Source organism: Nitrobacter winogradskyi (genome assembly GCF_006539545.1).
Lineage (GTDB): Bacteria > Pseudomonadota > Alphaproteobacteria > Rhizobiales > Xanthobacteraceae > Nitrobacter > Nitrobacter winogradskyi_A.
On the sequence record NZ_BJNF01000090.1, the window covers coordinates 1 to 17,047 of the forward strand.

The following is a 17,047-nucleotide window of genomic DNA, read 5'->3' on the forward strand; positions in this document are numbered from 1 at the left end:
TGGGCGGGCATTATCAATGCCTGGCGCTAGCGTTCATCAAGTATGATGGCGGCGTACTGCATTACGCCCACAAGATGTGGTCTAAGTCGCGAGATGGGTCGTGCCACTATGAAGATGTGACGACGCGCAAGGTCGGCAATCACGGTGCGTGCGTGAAGGACTCTAATGCAGGCTTCGGGAGAGCGGTCGGTACAGCGCGCATGACCAAGGACAATATCGATTACGAACACAGCACCTTCAGAACCGTCGATCTGAACACCCGTCGCGTCGGCGAAACCAAATCGTGCATCCCGCCGAAGGGTGCCAGCGCGGGCCTCTATTCCATGAAAATCGTCAACGGCAGATTCCAGATCATCACCACTCGACCCTTGGCCTATGAGGTGAACATAGAGCCTCAGGATCCACATAACCCACCAACCAAGCCGGTGTTCTAGACGGAGTAGATAGTCGGGAAGCCACGCATGGAGTATTATCCGGCCTGAAAGATCTAAGCCTTTGCCTCCGCCATAATCCAATTCTGAAATCTAATTCCAAGATCTGCCTTCGAGCTATCGATCGGCACAAGCTTCTGCATTCTGGTCACAGCAATTTGGGACGATGTCATGCCATTCCTCGAAGCGCTCGATGCCTTGCCCGCGGACGACCCCGCTCGCACTCAACTATTCTATCATTGGCTCAGACGCGACTGGAGGGCACTGTTCAGCGAATTGCGCGAGAGCCGTCCGGTCCTGACACTGCCGCCCTTCACGATTCTGTCGCGCTGGCTGGACGTCGTCGATACGCTTTCCCGCAACGAGACGTTCCGCGTACCCTACACGCCGCATATGGACGATTCAGTCGGTCCGTTCATGCTGGCCCGTGACGGGACGGTGGAGAACTGGCGCGACAAATCAGTGATGCGTGCGATACTCCGTTGGGAGGACGTGCCGGCAATCCGAGCGCTAGCGGCAGTCACGGCCGCCAAAGCCCTCGCTGCCGTGCCGCAGCCTACGGTTGACGTCGTGCAGACCGTCTCCCGGCTCGTGCCGCTGCGCATCGTGCAGCAAAGCTTCGGTTTCCCGGGACCGGACGATGAGCACATGTTGCGCTGGTCGTGGGCGACCCAGGCCGATATGTTCCACAACCCGACAAACGATCGCTCCCTGCTTGATGCCTGCAACGCGGCCGGTACCGAGATGCGGACGTGGATTCGTGCGTTTCTTGCTGAACGTGAGCCTTGGTGCGACGCGCAGGGCGAGGATAGCGTCTCGCGTTTGCTGCGAATGACCGCGGGCGGTCTCTCTGGCCTCGATACCGAGCAGGTGGTGAGCAACATCTGTGGCCTGTTGGTCGGAGCCATCGAAACGACGTCGCAAGCCATCGTAAACGCCACCGAGCAGATCCTGCTGCGTCACGACGTCACCGTGCGCGCGATCGAAGCGGCTCGATCCTCGGATATCGCAGCATTTGACGCGATCGTCTGGGAGGCGCTGCGGTTTAACCCGATGACCACCTTCGTCGCCCGCGTCGCCGCCGAACGGGCAGTCCTCGCGCCGGGCAGCACGCACGCGACTACGGTGGAGGCCGGGTCGGTTATTGCCGTTGGCATCGGCTCGGCCATGTTCGATGCAGGTGTCTTCCCCGAGCCGAACGAATTTCGCGTTCGCCGCCGCACGTCCTATCTGCATATGGGCTTCGGGCCGCACGAATGCCTCGGCCAGTTCGTCGCCTATGCTATCATTCCGGAGACAATCCGGCAGCTTTTCCTGCTGCCTGGCATCCGGCTGATCGAGGGCGATGCAGGGCACGTCGACATGGCCGGCGGCCCGTTCGCCGAGCATTTCGTCATCGGCCATGGGGCGGGCGCGCAGGGCTAAACGTGGCGCGAGCCCTTAGCGGGAGCCACAGGCACAGTGAATACCGTTTCGGTTCGGTAGACACCGCTTTTCCTTGCGGCCGCACGTTCAACGAGCCCGCGCGATGCGACCATCGGCAGCGGCGATGGTAAGCGCGTCACAACTGCTGTTTGAACATCGTGTGCCATTGTCCGTCGCTCAACTCATATCGCTTCACCGCCATCATCCGCTCCGTGACAGAATCACGGAGCCTATAATGTCAATCCGACCTAAACCTGAAGATATCGGCTGTCACTAAATACCGCAGAGTGACTCAGCTTGCATAACGCAACCATCTCGACCATATCTCGGAATGAAGATTCCTGTCCACACGCTGTATTTCTGTCGTAGCTCGCACCCGACAGGATCACAAAACAATTGAAAGTCACTCAGCTTAATCTCGAATCATCCTTTAATTAAGAGTCGCGGGAACCATGGACATCAAGCGTCGAGATTTCGTCAAGGGGTGCGCAACGGTCTCTGTCTTATTGCTGCCGGGGAGCGCCAGTGCCACGAGCGGTAAAAACGCCAATCGCGCATCGGCTTCAGCATCTCGCTCGCAGGTCGAAAAATCGATCAAGGCCAGCTTCGGCGGTGGCTTCTCGGTACGGGACTACACTCAATCCGACGGACGAACCTGCGCCAATATCGAACATTCCGGCAATCAGTACGCGGTCGCTTCCGCGGATCTGCTGGATTGGAAGATCGCTAAGGTCTCTCTCTGAGCAACGCGGATTCCTTCCGTCAGTAATTGTTTCGATCCTCTATAGCGTGAGACTAATCGGATTTGATGATTCAGGAGCTTGTTCAGAGCCGAATAATCGCGATTTCTGGAGACAATGAACCGTGGCCGAGAAGATCAAGAGTATTCGCATCCACCCCGGTATCGGCATCGCTCGTCTGGGGGACAGCGATGAGTTTTACATCGGGCCCGAAGCGCCGGGGGTGGTGGTCGATCCGGGCGGCAGCAATGGTCCCGGACCAAACGGCGGCACTTACCGCGACAGCAAAGCGCGACTGAAACGGCAGGCTCAGCGTTTTCGCGTTTACGCCTACGATGCTGACGGTAAGGTCGTCGCAGAGGTGTCATCTGATTCAGACCTTGTGCAATCCATTCATTGGCGGGTTCACGTCAGAAACATGAAGGCGGCGAATTATGCGTTTCAGGGCGCGTATCTGTTTGATCCGGACAAATTGCGAAACCCTTCCATCCAGCCCGGTATGAAGCCGGTCGAACGCGACAAGCTGATCATTGATCCGGGTGTGCATACGATCGCTTCGGGGCGGACAGAGCCGGTAGTCATGAAAGGTGATGTATTCAAGGACATCGAGAAGGGGACGTTGCCGGGCGAGTTGCGTTTTGAGGGGTTCACGCCGAAGGATCCTTCGAAAGAAGTCGATGTCACTTACAAGGTCGCCAAAGATATCGAACTCGGGCAGCTTCGTTTGGATTCCAGAAACCGGCTATTGTTCGTTCCCGCACCCGGGAAAGGCGAATGTGTCACGACACCCAAGGTCGTTTTGTCGAATCCAAGCGAAACAGTAAGCCCCCCGAACGGTCCGGAGGACGGCAGGAACCCGCTGACGAATCAGTTCGCCTACTTCAACATTCCGGGATGGTGGGACGACACCTGCTGTGGTGAAATCGATGTCACCGTCACGCTGAAGGACGGAACTGTATTGAGCACGCGCGACAACGTGAAATCAGCGACAGACGAGGGAACGCGGAATCCGCATGCGGGGGCTTGGATCGTTACCACGCCCCCGAAGTTTGCACCTCACATGTACCATGTGGTCTCCATTCTGGATCGCGTTTACGAGGCTTTTCCTGAATCTTACCCTCATGCAGGGAAGAAGACGAACTTTTACCGAGATATCTATCCGATCTTCGCCAAGGCGGTCAGCTATAGCTGGGTAAACGCGGCGGCAGGGGGCGTTTCACCTGAAACCAAAGACGCCGCTCACGGCCCAGGGCAGCCGGGCAGCCTGCTCAGCGCCGAGTACATGGCAGCTTTCACGGATCCGGGCGAGGACAGCAAGCCCACGCGGCAGATGATCTATATGTTGATGCGGCATGCGCCCGGAATGCGCGGACGGCTGGTCGATTCCCTGATGCCGCCGCCGCCCGCGCGCCCGACCAGTTGGAAGGACGACGAATTCAAGCGCGACGAAGATTCATCCAAGATGCCCAAGCTGTGGGGCACGGGGGGCAAGCCGTTGCAGAACGAGCAGTTGGGACTCAGTCTTCCCGATCAGTTTCTCAGCCTGACCGAATGGCAGCTCAATCATTTGAAGGAATGGGCCGACGGGAACTTCGAAGTTGGCACTCCACCAACGCCCGTTGCGCTTGAGACCTTGTCACTGGCTGAGCAGCCGCATGCACTGGATAGTGCGGCGCTCGAACCCACAATCGGCGGCGGTTTCCACCCCGGCATCGAATTCCCGTATCTGATCATCTATCGAGAGAATTTTGCTGAAGCGTTCCGCGTCAACGAGAGCATCGAGCCTGGCTCGCTCTCTGCCTACATGTCGAGCCCGTGGCAAGGCGACTTTTGGTCATGCAACGTGTCATGGTGGCCGACGCAGCGGCCAGATATCGTTTTCGCATACGACAGGAATAATCGGACCAGAACCTACAAGGAATGGTTCCGCGGATACGATGAGCACGGTGAACCGCTGTCGTCCACCGATGGTTACCACCAGATGGCTTATGCTTGGCCAAAACTGGGAATGGTGCTGCCGGTCAGGAATGAGGACGGCAGCTTCCTGAGAGACAACGGTCAGATCGTGTTTGCCGAACAAGAGCGTGATCCGGCGCTGAACCGGCCGCCCGCCAAGCCGGTTAAGCCCGCCAAGAACAAATAAATTCGTGCTATCGGCGCCGCTACTCGACCGAACCGGTACAACATGGGACGTTGTCATTGTCGGTTCCGGACCTGCGGGCTCCGCAACCGCCATCACGCTAGCCAAGTACGGGCAGCGCGTCTTGCTGGTGGAGAAGCGCGGATCGTCCAGCTTCAAGCTTGGCGAGTCCTTGTCCCCGGCCTCGATTGGTCTGGTCAGACACTTCCTGGGAGACCTTGAAAGTCCAGAACAGCAACTTCCCGGTCTTTTCAAGACCGCCGGCAACATCTCGCTGTGGGGGACCGGACAGGCCGAGATCACGGACTTTTTCTTCACGTCGACCGGCCATGGCCTTTGCGTCAACCGCTTGGCGTTCGATGAAACGCTGCGTACGAAAGCAGCCGCGGCTGGTGCGACCTTGCTCAGGGATGTCCGCTTGCAGTCCTGCGCGCGGATCGAAAGCGGCCATTTCAACTGGCAGCTCACACTTACCTCTCGTACCGGCGCTCGGCAGGATCGCGCCCGTTATCTCGTCGATTGTTCGGGTCGCCAGGCGGTCGTGGCCCGCCTGCTTGGCGTCCCGACCCTGCATCACGGCGATCGGCTGTTCGCCTACGCGCAATGGTTTTCCTGCTCCGGCGGTGATGATGACCGTTATACCCGGATTGAGGCCGCGCCACATGGCTGGTGGTACAGCAACCGTTTGCCCGGCTCCGAAGACAATGAAACCCGGCGGCTGGTGGTTTTGCACACCGACAAGGACCTGCCGGCGGCGAGGCTGGCTGCCTCACGTCAAGGCTTCGATCAACTGCTGGACGGTTCGACGCATATTGCGCGCTTGCTCAAAGCCAGAGAGTATCATCCTTGCGGGATCATCCGGGGAGCGCCGGCCCATAGCCAACGGCTACGAGACTTTTGCGGCGACGCCTGGATGGCGGTGGGCGATGCGGCACAAGCGTATGATCCGCTATCGTCGCAAGGCATCGACAAAGCGCTGAGGACGGCCAGTCATGCCGGACACATGATTCACTACGCGCTGACTGACCCTTCGCAGGGTGCGCCAAAATTGGACTACCGCAATAGCTACATCCATCGATACGATCAAGAGCAGCGCCAACTCTGGCAGACCTACTTGTCGCAACGGGACTTTTACTATGGCATCCAGTCCCGCTGGTTCGATCAGTTGTTCTGGCAACGTCGGCGGCGGTTGGCGAATGAAGCCAGTTAGTAAATCGGTGAGTCGGCAGGGTGGTTCTCGACGCGAGGCGAAAACCGTCTATCCAAAGAATCCTCGCTGATACGCGCGGGCTCGGCTTTGCCGTACGCATCCGTCCAGTGCCCGGGCAGGCGCACCGGTCTGCCGCAGCGCTCAGGCAGCGGCCACTTTGGACTGTTGGGTCACCACACTGTTATTCGGCCTGCAATATTTGCGAACGATTGACACTAAAACTGCTCGCCCGTATCACGCGACGGTCGCAAAAAATGCGCTGGGCTTCGTGCGCGGTCAGGATGTCTATAATCAAAGCCATTACGATGGTTGGCCCGGTGCCCGCCGCCCACTATCAAAGCCGATCAAAGTTATGATGGCAGTCGCCTCAGCGGAAGATACTAGCTAGCCTCACAGGCCACACCATGCTCGACCATGATTCACCGAAACCTCACCGCCGCCCGAATTGTGCTGTTCAACTTGGTGTGGTTAAATCGTGGAGAGCGGCGCGGCGAGCGTGACCTCGCCAGTCTTCACCTCAACTTTTCGGTCGGAGGTGCATCTGGCGAGCGGACCATCAACTTGATCGACAAGAATCGCAGCGAGCAGAAGCGCGCAGGCGGGAGCTCCAAAGCAACATTAGTTCGAGGCCTCATCTCTCACTGTCTCCTTTGGCCCAACCAGAGCCACTTCTCTACCTTTCTCTCGCGGCGTCATGGCGATAGCGCAGTAGTGGCGACAATAGGTACTCGATGACGCGTCGATGGCCGGTCTTGATTTCCACCGTCACGGCCATGCCTGGCGCAAGCTGGACAATCCTGTCGTCGATCCGCATATTCGTGCGATCGAGCGAGATACGTGCTGCATAGACCAGCTCCTGGCCTTGAGGTTCGCTCGTATCGGACAGCGCTCCCGGCGTCGGACCAGCCATGCGATCCGCAGGCTTTTCGCGTACGATGGCATCCTGAGATACAGTCATGATCAAGCCAAATGGAGCTCCAGTATCAAGGGTTGTGGGGATTATGGTCTGACCACCCAGAATTCGAAACGCGGCGAGGATTTCTCCGGTCGTCGCATATCCCGTCACTTGCGACCAGTCCGGAAGCTCAGGATTCGAGCCATTAAAATAGTACTTCGCGAGAACGGCCGGATCGTAAATGTTCAGCGGATCGAGAAGTCCGATCAGCGGATTCAATGCATACAAGATCTCAGCCGGAAGTCGGCCCACGGGTCCTGAGTTGAAGCCTCATAGGCGCCGAGCGCGGCAAGTTGAAACGGCATGTTGTCAAATACAACGGCCTTCTTTCCGTACAGGCTTGCCATCATGCCTGCGAGGCCACCCCCGAGTGAGTGCCCCACGAATTCCACATTGGCTTGCATTGGATCAATATTTCCAATGACGGCTTTATAGAAATCCGCCGCAAGTTCGGCTTGCGCTCCTCGATAAGAGCCTCCACCCGTCGCCCAGCCATAGGCCAAATCAAGTGGTGAATTATCCGTACCCCGATACGAAATGACCGTTTCGCCATTCCAACTATAGGACAGCGCAAAAAATGACGCTGATTGTCCAGAGTTGTCTTGTTTGGTAATTGTAGCGAGGCCGAGTTGAGATCCTACTCCACCGAGGCCAGTTAAGCTTTCTCCAACGCCGGCGTCGTAACCGCGATTATAAGAATCCATCGCAAGAATCGCACGAAACACGTCGTCCGAGATACTCATCTTCTACCTCGTGAATAGAAAGTAATGGGGTTGAAATCTTGGAGGCATATCGTCGATCAAGCGCTTTAGTGTTTTGCGATGAGTCACTAAGAACGGCAGGGAGCGTTCGATCCCTCGCGTTACTTGAATGCCACCTATTCCAAGGAGGGTAAGAGGCCAAGCTCCTCGCGAGACAATCTCGATTTCGACGCTATGGAGAATGAAACCTGGGCCAAAGATGCTCCCGAAGTCGTCAGGCGGCACCACCCGCGCCGTGTTCGGATCGTTGGGATTCGAGAAGCTTACCAAAGTCGGAATGAGATTGCCCTGCAGTTCGGCACGCGTCCCGATTGGCAGCTCTGATACTTCCCGAGGCGTTCCAAAACGTTTGAACTCGCCTTTCCAATGTGAAGCAAAGGCCATTCCCGGCAGTAGATCAAAGTCTACACCCTCTGCTCGCTGACCGTGAGCCAACAATGCGATAATGTTCAACGGCCTACCGTCGGAGCCCAAGCCCAGATCAACAAACACAGCCTCGCCCGTTAACGCGCTCCGCCCTGTGTTGTTACCTAGAGTGGTCCAAGCCGGATAAGTTCGATGCCGCACTTCCAACACGCTCGACCCCGTTTCCAGTCCTCGCGGGGTGTCGACATTAACGGTGATGCGAAATCGGTAGACAGTCGTCGGATAAGCCACCTTATAGGCAACGATCCCAACGACAATGATAGCCAGCAGGATTCCGAGGGTCCTCATGCGGAGAGCCTCGACTTTCGATCAGCGTGGCTCCCGACGGTCCAACACGCATTTGGACGGTTACGATGCGACGCACAGGGTATGCGATGCAGAGTTCGCGTCTCGAACGACGCACATGACCGCGGTGCCCGGAACATTCGCCTGATGAAACCTCTTTGCGAAATCGCAGTGTATGGGTGCATTGCTTCTATCTCTGCCAGATCTCTACTGATTGCTCGGCTCGTGCTCGCCATTCGTGCCCGACATCGGTTCAGCGCCAAGATCACGCAAGGCCTTACTATCGATTAAACTCTTGAGGAGCGGGTGCGCGTTAACAGGCGTATTGCCGAAGCGGTCACGGCCAATCTCTGCAACAAGGCGGGTCGCGAGCGATTTCGTCGGTGCGATCACATCCAGCAACCAAACGATATCGTCTCTCGACCATTCGTTGGACTTAAGCCGGACTGGGAGAACGCCCGATCGGATCTGCTCTCTAATCTTACAGTCGACGTCCGGCGAAACTTTCGCCCACATCAGCGCGCCCACAAGCTGCGAACCCTGCTGCTCCTTGCGGCTCGCAAAGACCACCGTAAGATGATCCTCCTGACGACGAGTAAACCCGCGCTCCGTTTGATGATGTCGAGTTTCGCCTCGTGCTTCGAAATAGCCGATCGGCAGCGCGATTACGCGCGTCGTCGGGATGGCACGAGCCACGCCCTTTAAGCGCTTCTTTTCTGGTCTCAAGCTGGGAGAGTTTTGTTGCCGCCAGCGCGAGTTTCCAATAAGGGAAGGCGAATACGGAAAGTCATCAAGCCCTTGTTCAAACTAGATCAGTTCTAAGGGCTGGCTTGAGAACACCTGCTCGGGAGGTCGCAGGCCTTGGGATTTGCCGATAAACATTTAGGTATTTATCTCAGCCACCGTGGCGAGCTCGTCGATTACGCGACGGCGATCGTTGGTGATCGGGGTCGCGGCGAAGATGTCGTTCAGGAGGCTTTTTTTCGTCTCAGGTCATCTTCGGCTGATCGACCGCTGGATGAGCCTCTCGGTTATCTCCGACGGATCGTTCGCAATCTTGCGATCGACTGGGTGCGGCGCCTCGCGTCTGAGGGCAAGTTTCTCGCGGGTTCTGTGGTCAGTGACATGGTCGCTGAAGACCGGACATCGCAGGAATACGCGATCATCAAGCGCGACGAGTTGAAGATTGTCATGCACGCGATGGCGGAATTACCTGAGAGAACACGTATCGCCCTGGAGCTTTATCGTTTCGAGGGTCTGAAGCTCAAGGACGTCGCAGCCCGTCTGGGCATATCCGTCGCGCGCGCGCATTCCCTCGTCTACGAGGGTTTGGAGCATTGCCGTACGCGGCTGATACAGGAATCGTGACGCGCTTCCTGCGCTTTCTGAAAATCTGCCGGTTTCATTCGTTCTACAGTTGAGCGGGTATCCGATACGCTCCTAGGCTGCTCCGGCACCGGACTTCTTTTTGGGAGATGGCTGATTAAACCGGACGACAACCATACGAAGCCAAGCGAGCAGGCGCTCCATTGGCTGATCGCGCTTCAGGAAAATCCTGACGACCAGAACCTCCGGGCAAGCTTTGACCTTTGGTGTACGAGCGATCCGGAGAACGTCCGGGCGTGGGAGGAAGCACAGCATCTGTGGGATGTGCTGGGCGAAGCGCGAGCATCGGCAAGAGCGCAATTGCAGGCAACCGCAGCATCGACCGCCACGGTGCGTCCGACATCGTGCCTCCGACCCCGCCATCTCGCCTTGGCAGCCGCCGCCCTCGCAGCCGCCTATGCGGTCGTTGTCCTTCAGCCGGCGATCAATATATGGCTACGAGCCGATTACAGTACGAACGTTGCGGAGACGAGGGAAATCCGGCTAGAGGATGGCAGCGTCGCCTTCCTCGGCGCCGACAGCGCGATCGAGGTCGCCTATGACGCGAGCCGTCGCCGCGTGCGGCTCCTGTCCGGTCAGGCTTATTTCGAAGTTCGGAAGGACAGCGTGCGGCCTTTCCATGTCGAGGCAGGCTCCGTCGATACGGTGGATCTTGGAACCGCGTTCGATGTTCGGCGGAGGCCTGAGGGCGTATCAATCGCTGTCAACGAAGGCAGCGTAGCCGTGACATCGCCGATCGCCAGCCAGGCGCTCGCGAGGCCTCTGGTTGCTGGCGATTGGGTCAATGTCGCATGGAGCGGAACAGTCCGACGCGGCAACGATGCGCCCGAGTTGGTCGGCGGTTGGCGGTCGGGCATGCTCGCAGTCAAGGACGAGGCGATCTCCGATGTCATCGACGAGATCGGACGGCACTATCACGGCAAGATCATCATCATAAGCAGTGAGCTCAGAAACAAGCGGCTGACGGGCGTTTATGATCTCAAAAAGCCCGTTGATGCCGTCCATGCCGTCGCGCAGGCGCTTGGCGCCCGCGCCCGTCAGGTCAGCCCGTGGTTGCTCGTCGTGTCGAGCTTATGACCGCCGCCTAGAGCGGTTCTAATTTGTAGTTGTTATTTTCAGTAAAAAAAACCGAAGCGGCTTCGTTCCTTTAGCGAGGGTTCATTGCTGCGCATCGCGTAGCCCTTTGTACTTGGAATGAAGGTGTCGATGATGGATATGCGGAAAGAGGGAAGGCGTCTCGTAACGAACGCTTTCGCGGTGCTACTGATGAGCGCGCCACTTGGATGGGTAACCATCGTGGCACTGGATGCGGCGCAAGCTCAGACGGCGCAGAACGGTCACGCGTCTCAGAAAAGGTCATTCGCCATCCGGCCGCAGCCACTGCCGGGTGCCCTCACGGTGTTCGGTCAGCAAACCGGTCTGCAAGTCTCCGTTGACGCCGCGGCGGTGAGAAGTCTGACGTCGTCTGGAGCGACTGGCACCATGACGCCTGCCGCTGCTCTGACAAGCCTATTGGCCGGAACCGGCCTTTCCCATCGGCTCACTGGAACTTCCACGGTCGTGATCGAGGCACCCGGCGCGAAGACTACAGGCACGCTGCCGGCCGGTGCGATTGCGCTCGATACCATTGACGTGCAGGGTGCGAGTAATCCGAATTCGACAATGACACCCACGCCGAGTTATGCGGGGGGGCAGGTCGCCAGCGGCGGTCGGGTTGGATTTCTCGGTAATCGGTCGGTTTTTGACACCCCCTTCACGCAAAATAACTATACTGAAAAGTTGATCCGCGATCAGCAGGCGCGAGGTATTCTTGATGTCCTCGACAACAATCCCGCGGTCAGGGCGGTATCATCGCCTTTCACCTTCCAGCAAAATATCTTCATTCGGGGGTTTCTCCTCAACGCTCGCGCGCTCGCCTTCGATGGACTGTATGGCATCGTCCCTTCATTTCGACCTGCTATTGAGGGCGCTGAGCGCATTGACGTCTTGAACGGTCCCGCCGCTTTGCTCTACGGGTTTCCGCCTGATGGCAATGTCGCGGGCGTCGTCAATCTCATTCCGAAGCGTGCGCCTGATGCGCCGCTTACTCGGCTTACCGGTCAGTATCTTTCGAACGGAACGTTCAACGGTCAAGTCGATTTGGCGCGTCGGTTCGGCCCGAAAAATGAGTGGGGCGTTCGGTTTAACGGCGCCCATCGTGAAGGCGCCACGCCCATTGACCGAAACAACGAACGTTTGGATACGTTAACGGTTGGACTTGACTATCGTGGCGAGCGGTTGCGCCTCGGCGTCGATTTCGGTGCCCAACAATTTAGCAGCCGATCCGGCCTGCAGTCTTTCCGCGTACTGCCGGGCTTCGCCATTCCTCAAACGCAGCCCTTGACGAGCAACGTTCAGCAACCGTGGGAACGATTTCAAACCACCCCTGTTTTCGCGGTCGGTCGCGCCGAGTACGATCTGACCAACGATGTGACCGTTTTCGGCGCGATTGGTGGTTCGAAGCTCGATCAGGACCGAATTGCCAGCAATCCGACTATCACCAATCCCAATGGGTCGCTCTCCATGGGACCAAACCGCCAGCTAAGCTTTCAGGACCAATGGACTGGCGAGGCAGGTGTACGCACGCGGTTTGCCACTGGCTTCATCGACCACTCCGCCGCAGTTGTAGGCACCCATTACGCGTCTGACAATCGCACCGGCTTTGCGCAAACGCCTGCCTTTGCCTCGAACCTCTACAATCCAGTGTTTGTGCCACAGCCGCTATTCCCTTCCGATACGAATCTAGCCCAAACACTGAGTACCGCCAAATTGGACGGCATCGCCATCACGGACACCATGTCCGCCCTTGACGGGCGCGTGCAGGTGATCGCCGGAGGACGGTTTCAGCGTGCGCAGAACAGCACTATCGCGTCCGGAGTTGCGGACTTCTACGACAAGAGCGCGGCCACGCCGATGGCGGCCGCAATCGTCAAACCAGTCGAGAACCTATCGCTCTACGCCAGCTACGCCGAGGGCTTCGGCTTCGGACCGCAAGCGCCCCTTGGCGCGAGCAATCCGGGCCAAATTTTCCCGCCAATCATCACAAAACAGATTGAGACCGGCGCGAAACTAGATCTCGGCACGCTAGGCGCGACGGTTGCCTTCTACGAGATCGCTCAGCCCTCGGGTTTCCTCGATCCGATCACAAACATTTTTGGCCTTAATGGAGAGCAACGCAATCGGGGTGTTGATCTCAACGTTTTTGGCGAGCCGACGCCGGGCTTTCGCTTGCTCGGAGGGGTCACGCTACTTGATGGACGGTTGACCAAGACCGCGGGCGGCACGTTTGACGGCAGAGTGGCGCCCGGCGTGCCGGACATTCAGCTAAACCTAGGCGGCGAGATCGACATGCCATGGCTTGCTCCGGGTATAACCTTGAACGGCCGAGTGATCTACACATCGGCACAGTTTTACGATCAAGCTAACACGCAAAGCATCCCTGACTGGACGAGGCTGGATCTTGGCGCGCGTTACAGCTTTATCGCCAACGGTACGCCGCTCGTTGCGCGCTTCAACGTGCTCAATGTGACCGGCGCCAACTATTGGGCTTCAACGGGTCAAGGCGCGCTCCACCTCGGCACGCCGCGTACGTTTATGTTCTCTATCAGTGCCGACCTGACGCCGGCACCTGCACCGCTCACCCGTTCTACGACGTGGACAAAATAGGTCAAAAAGAAATATTCGACGGATGAGACAAGCCTTCAACCTCATTCATCGCTGGGTTGGATTGGTTATCGCTGCGTTCCTTTTCATTGCAGGCGTCACCGGTGCGATCATTGCGTGGGACCACGAGATCGATGACTGGCTCAATTCAAATCTGATATATGCGCGAGCAAGCGGCCCAGCGATTTCTTCTTTCGACCTCGCACGCGCGATTGAGGAGCGCGATCCACGAGCGCGAGTAACTTCCATCACTTTGGCCGCTGAAACGGCACGTTCACTCAGGTTTCAGGTAACAGGAAGGATTAGTTCAGAAGCCAATCGACAATATGAGCTGAACTATGACGAAGTGTACGTCGATCCGGCGAGCGGTGAGGAGCTCGGACGGCGCAAAGCCGGACAGGTTTGGCCTATTACGCACGAGACCATCCTCCCGTTTATGGTCCGGCTACACTACTCGCTTCATATTCCCGAGATATTTGGCATCAAGCGGTGGGGCGACTGGCTGATGGGGTGCATCGCAGTCATGTGGCTCATCGATTGCTTTGTCGGATTTTATCTAACACTACCGGCTCGCAAGCGTCAGAATTTGACACGCGCGGCAAGCATCGAACGGCAGTTGGCGAAGGGCTTTTGGACGCGTTGGAAGCCGGCATGGATGATTAAGACCAAGGGGAGTGCTTACCGGGTAAACTTCGACATTCACCGTGCATTCTCCCTATGGACATGGGCGATTTTGTTCATTCTCGCATTTACTTCCTTTTCGCTCAATTTTCGGCGAGAGGCGTTCCTGCCATTGTTATCGACAGTGTCGGAGGTTACGTCATCGCCATTTGACACGCGTTCCCCACACAGTCGGCATAATATTCTGGAGCCAAGAATCGGATTTGAAGAAGTCATGGCCAGCGGCCGGGCCGAAGCGAAATCCCGAGGCTGGGACATGCCGGTGGGAAGTATTGCATATTCGCCGTCCTTCGACCTCTATCGGGTGTTCTTCTTCCGCCCCGGTGAAAGACCGGCCGAAGCTGGTATTGGCCCGGCTCGCTTGTATTTTGACGCCCAAGACGGCAGAAACATTGGAGTTTGGCAGCCTTGGAAAGGCACTCTCGCCGACATCTTTGCACAAGAGCAATTTCCGTTGCACTCGGGCCGCATCATCGGATTGCCAGGACGTGTTTTGATTTCAGCGATGGGCCTCGTCATCGCAACCCTTTCAATCACCGGCGTTGTGATTTGGTATCGCAAGCGCGGAGCAGCGGCGCGCAAGCGGCATAGTCGCAATGCTACCCATACCATATGATCACGGCGCGGAGGCCTTGCCCGGAGTGCCATCCTTGCGATCACGCAGCTTCTTTTTCCGAGTTCGCCAGGACTCGAAAAACGGTTACGGGTTGCATCTTATTGATTCGGAGAAGGACTAACTGCGAGAGGCAGCGGCCGTTTAATGGGGATTGTATCGACTTGGTGCTCTGAAATCGTCGTCGACGGCGATGCCCCTGAAGCTGACCGGAAGCGCTCCCAGATTGCGGCCTGCAAGTGAGCTCGAAGTGATCTTCCTCCGCCACGCGTTGCCGTCCGCTTGCAATAACGCGCTCGACCGAAACCTCTCCGAGCCGCTTCTGTGCATATTTATACTTGCTCGCGAAGGCTTCTTGTTCGTTGCCGTCGGCCAGATTGAGGCGACGGCACAACCCCGGAACATCATAAGCCTTGGCGCTTGCGATGGCTTGTGCAAGCAAATGACGAAGATCTCTGATCATCGCTGGCGGAATCGAAACAGATGTTGACTTCGGCGTCGACTGACGGAAAGCATTCATCCGTCAGCACCTTCCCGTCGTCAGGGTGTGGTCGAAGTCACCCATTCGGCACCGTCCGACATGTCGGCGGCGGCGCCGAGTCCGGTGTCGTCGTCCAACTCTCGCTCGCCTTCTACAGGAGTCGGAAAGTCTCCGGCGAGCAGTCTTTCTTTGCTCAATAACCCCGCGTCCTCGAGCGTTTCCATGTCCGGCAGGTCGCGCAGCGTGTCGAAGCCGAAGTGCGACAGAAACTCATCCGTGGTGACATAGGTGTAGGGCGCGCCGGGCTGCGGCGCGCGCGGGCCGGAGGCGATGAATCCGAGCGTGCGCAGGTGGGCGATGAGATCGCGGCTGACCTCCTTGCCGAAGAACTGGCCGAGTTCGCCGCGGGTGATCGGCTGAAAGTAAGCGATGCACAGCAGGATCAGGCTTTCGGCTTGCGAGAGCGGGCGGACCTGGTCGCCCAGCCCGGTCGCGGCCCGGATCGCCGGGGCGAACATCTTGCGGGTGCGGTGCTGCCAGCCGCCGGCCACAGCGATCAGCTCATAGGGGCGGCCGCGCAGCGCGTCGCGGATGTCGTCGATGATGAGGTCGAGATTGCATTCCCGGCCGACGACGCGCGCCAGCACCTCGCGCGGCACCGGCGCGGGCGAGGCAAAGATCACCGCTTCGACGCGGCCCATCCATTCGCGCCAGCGCAGCTCCGGCGGCAGGTCGGCGAGCTCGGTGTCGAGACCTTCCTTTTGTCGCGCGCGCCGGGCCATGTCAGAGCCCGTAGAGTCGAAAGGTCGGACGGCCGGTAAGCTCGCGCACCGCGCCGAACGCGACCAGGCGCTCGAACAGGCGTCGGCTGGAGCGGTCGCTCGCCGACCTGCCCTGCTCGGCGGGCTGGGCATCCTCGCTCATCAGCACGGACACGGTGTCATCGGCGTCCTTGCTGCGCAGCGTCGGCGCTACCGCGAGCAGACGCGTCGCCCGTCGTGCGAGATCGTTGTAGAGGTCGATCGCCGCGACGGCCGCCGTGGTGTAGGCGGTGCAGAGCGCGCTCATGAACACGGTCTCGCCCTCGAGGTGCAGCGGCTCCTTGCGCAGCGCGCCGCGTGACAGATGCGCCGCGAGCAGCGGCACCGGCGCCGGCCAGCGAAGCTGGTGGGCGAGGACCGCGTCGGCGAGCCACAGCGGCAGCAGCTCTTCATTCGGGAGGAGACGTCTGCTCGCCGCGATGATCTCCGCGGCCGCGAGCACCGGCATGGCGTGCTCGCGCTTGCTGTTGCGGCCGGCGAGCTCGACGATCTCGATCGGCAGCGAGTTGAGCCGATGGCCGAGCGAGGGCGCCACGGCCCAGATCCACTCGTCCGCATTGCTCGCCACCCGTTCGCCGAGCCGGCGCCAGGCATCGAGGATGCGGCCGCCCGGACCCGGATCATCGCCCGGCTTGCGCAAATACCAGTGGTCGCGCAGCACAGATTCATCCTCGGTCCGCCCGCCCTGGCGCGCGAGCGCGGCCGCGCAGGACAGCGCCAGGCGCTGCCGCCACAGCAAGCCGAGCTTGTGCTGGTCGCGGGCGATCGGATGCAATGCCGCCAGCGCCGCGCCGGCGTAAAACACCGCTTCCGTGACGGTGTCGGGCGGCGCGCGCCGCCGCAGCCAGGACGGCGCCGGCGCGAAGGTCGGCGGGGGTTCGGGGAGGATTCGGGCGCGCGGAGCCATGGCGCAGCATGATTTAGCGCGGCGCTTATGGCAACAGAAATCGCTTCAAACCGCCGCGCCTGTCGGAAAATAATTACGTCCGA

General features: G+C 58.7%; 16 protein-coding genes and 1 pseudogene. 10 read left to right on the forward strand and 7 right to left on the reverse strand.

Translation table 11 applies throughout. The features are described 5' to 3' along the window. The 5 genes from NWI01_RS15610 to NWI01_RS15630 all read left to right on the forward strand — a co-directional run. Positions 1–434, forward strand: a 434-nt coding sequence (locus NWI01_RS15610) for a hypothetical protein (RefSeq protein ID WP_141384901.1), incomplete at its 5' end; no start/stop codon positions are given. 273 nt (positions 435–707) lie between these two features. After that, complete coding sequence (locus NWI01_RS15615) at positions 708–1,856, forward strand: cytochrome P450 (RefSeq protein WP_181410522.1); 1,149 nt, start codon at positions 708–710, stop codon at positions 1,854–1,856. A gap of 452 nt (positions 1,857–2,308) precedes the next feature. Continuing rightward, complete coding sequence (locus tag NWI01_RS15620) at positions 2,309–2,599, forward strand: twin-arginine translocation signal domain-containing protein (protein ID WP_141384903.1); 291 nt, start codon at positions 2,309–2,311, stop codon at positions 2,597–2,599. A 121-nt stretch (positions 2,600–2,720) separates the two neighbouring features. After that, on the forward strand, positions 2,721–4,739 hold the full coding sequence (locus NWI01_RS15625) for a LodA/GoxA family CTQ-dependent oxidase (RefSeq protein ID WP_141384904.1): 2,019 nt from the start codon (positions 2,721–2,723) through the stop codon (positions 4,737–4,739). Positions 4,740–4,743: 4 nt separating this feature from the next. Then, on the forward strand, positions 4,744–5,946 hold the full coding sequence (locus NWI01_RS15630; protein ID WP_141384905.1) for an NAD(P)/FAD-dependent oxidoreductase: 1,203 nt from the start codon (positions 4,744–4,746) through the stop codon (positions 5,944–5,946). A 673-nt stretch (positions 5,947–6,619) separates the two neighbouring features. Here NWI01_RS15630 and NWI01_RS20355 read toward each other — a convergent pair. From NWI01_RS20355 to NWI01_RS15650, 4 genes are all read right to left on the reverse strand, one after another. After that, positions 6,620–7,120 carry a hypothetical protein gene (locus NWI01_RS20355; RefSeq protein WP_141384906.1) on the reverse strand — a complete coding sequence of 167 codons (501 nt, stop codon included), beginning with the start codon at positions 7,118–7,120 and terminating at the stop codon, positions 6,620–6,622. Next, complete coding sequence (locus tag NWI01_RS15640; protein WP_141384907.1) at positions 7,117–7,644, reverse strand: lipase family protein; 528 nt, start codon at positions 7,642–7,644, stop codon at positions 7,117–7,119. The genes NWI01_RS20355 and NWI01_RS15640 overlap by 4 nt, the downstream gene beginning before the upstream one ends. Before the next feature lie 3 nt (positions 7,645–7,647). Then, positions 7,648–8,376, reverse strand: coding sequence for a hypothetical protein (locus NWI01_RS15645; RefSeq protein ID WP_141384908.1), 729 nt, complete (start codon positions 8,374–8,376; stop codon positions 7,648–7,650). Positions 8,377–8,580: 204 nt separating this feature from the next. Next, a complete protein-coding gene (locus tag NWI01_RS15650; protein ID WP_181410523.1) occupies positions 8,581–9,099 on the reverse strand; it encodes a hypothetical protein in 519 nt (172 codons plus the stop codon). 135 nt (positions 9,100–9,234) lie between these two features. On the opposite strand from NWI01_RS15650, the gene NWI01_RS15655 reads away from it, so the two are divergent. From NWI01_RS15655 to NWI01_RS15675, 5 genes and pseudogenes are all read left to right on the forward strand, one after another. Next, the gene (locus NWI01_RS15655) at positions 9,235–9,741 is read left to right on the forward strand and encodes a sigma-70 family RNA polymerase sigma factor (RefSeq protein ID WP_141384910.1); all 507 of its coding nucleotides are present in this window, start codon (positions 9,235–9,237) and stop codon (positions 9,739–9,741) included. Between the two features lie 114 nt (positions 9,742–9,855). Then, positions 9,856–10,005: pseudogene (locus NWI01_RS20360) on the forward strand (FecR/PupR family sigma factor regulator); the annotation flags it as partial. A gap of 123 nt (positions 10,006–10,128) precedes the next feature. Then, positions 10,129–10,836, forward strand: coding sequence for a FecR family protein (locus NWI01_RS15665; protein WP_181410524.1), 708 nt, complete (start codon positions 10,129–10,131; stop codon positions 10,834–10,836). A 117-nt stretch (positions 10,837–10,953) separates the two neighbouring features. Beyond that, positions 10,954–13,464: a TonB-dependent receptor gene (locus NWI01_RS15670; RefSeq protein WP_141384912.1), complete on the forward strand. Its 2,511-nt coding sequence runs from the start codon at positions 10,954–10,956 to the stop codon at positions 13,462–13,464. Between the two features lie 22 nt (positions 13,465–13,486). Continuing rightward, complete coding sequence (locus NWI01_RS15675; RefSeq protein WP_141384913.1) at positions 13,487–14,758, forward strand: PepSY-associated TM helix domain-containing protein; 1,272 nt, start codon at positions 13,487–13,489, stop codon at positions 14,756–14,758. A gap of 40 nt (positions 14,759–14,798) precedes the next feature. On the opposite strand, the gene NWI01_RS19770 is transcribed toward NWI01_RS15675, so the two are convergent. Genes NWI01_RS19770 through NWI01_RS15690 form a run of 3 tightly spaced genes read right to left on the reverse strand, consistent with a single transcriptional unit; the run spans position 14,799 to position 16,964 of the window. After that, on the reverse strand, positions 14,799–15,275 hold the full coding sequence (locus NWI01_RS19770) for a hypothetical protein (protein ID WP_244613809.1): 477 nt from the start codon (positions 15,273–15,275) through the stop codon (positions 14,799–14,801). A gap of 20 nt (positions 15,276–15,295) precedes the next feature. Beyond that, on the reverse strand, positions 15,296–16,018 hold the full coding sequence (gene scpB / locus NWI01_RS15685; protein ID WP_141384914.1) for an SMC-Scp complex subunit ScpB: 723 nt from the start codon (positions 16,016–16,018) through the stop codon (positions 15,296–15,298). 1 nt (position 16,019) lies between these two features. After that, the gene (locus tag NWI01_RS15690; protein WP_141384915.1) at positions 16,020–16,964 is read right to left on the reverse strand and encodes a DUF1403 family protein; all 945 of its coding nucleotides are present in this window, start codon (positions 16,962–16,964) and stop codon (positions 16,020–16,022) included. Positions 16,965–17,047 lie beyond the last annotated feature (83 nt).

Excerpts from the sequence above, each read along its gene's own strand:
- NWI01_RS15645 (WP_141384908.1), bottom strand. The coding sequence starts at position 8,376 with ATGAGGACCCTCGGAATCCTGCTGGCTATCATTGTCGTTGGGATCGTT.
- NWI01_RS19770 (WP_244613809.1), bottom strand. The coding sequence starts at position 15,275 with ATGAATGCTTTCCGTCAGTCGACGCCGAAGTCAACATCTGTTTCGATT.
- scpB (WP_141384914.1), bottom strand. The coding sequence starts at position 16,018 with ATGGCCCGGCGCGCGCGACAAAAGGAAGGTCTCGACACCGAGCTCGCC.
- NWI01_RS15675 (WP_141384913.1), top strand. The coding sequence starts at position 13,487 with ATGAGACAAGCCTTCAACCTCATTCATCGCTGGGTTGGATTGGTTATC.
- NWI01_RS15640 (WP_141384907.1), bottom strand. The coding sequence starts at position 7,644 with ATGAGTATCTCGGACGACGTGTTTCGTGCGATTCTTGCGATGGATTCT.
- NWI01_RS15690 (WP_141384915.1), bottom strand. The coding sequence starts at position 16,964 with ATGGCTCCGCGCGCCCGAATCCTCCCCGAACCCCCGCCGACCTTCGCG.
- NWI01_RS15620 (WP_141384903.1), top strand. The coding sequence starts at position 2,309 with ATGGACATCAAGCGTCGAGATTTCGTCAAGGGGTGCGCAACGGTCTCT.
- NWI01_RS15670 (WP_141384912.1), top strand. The coding sequence starts at position 10,954 with ATGAAGGTGTCGATGATGGATATGCGGAAAGAGGGAAGGCGTCTCGTA.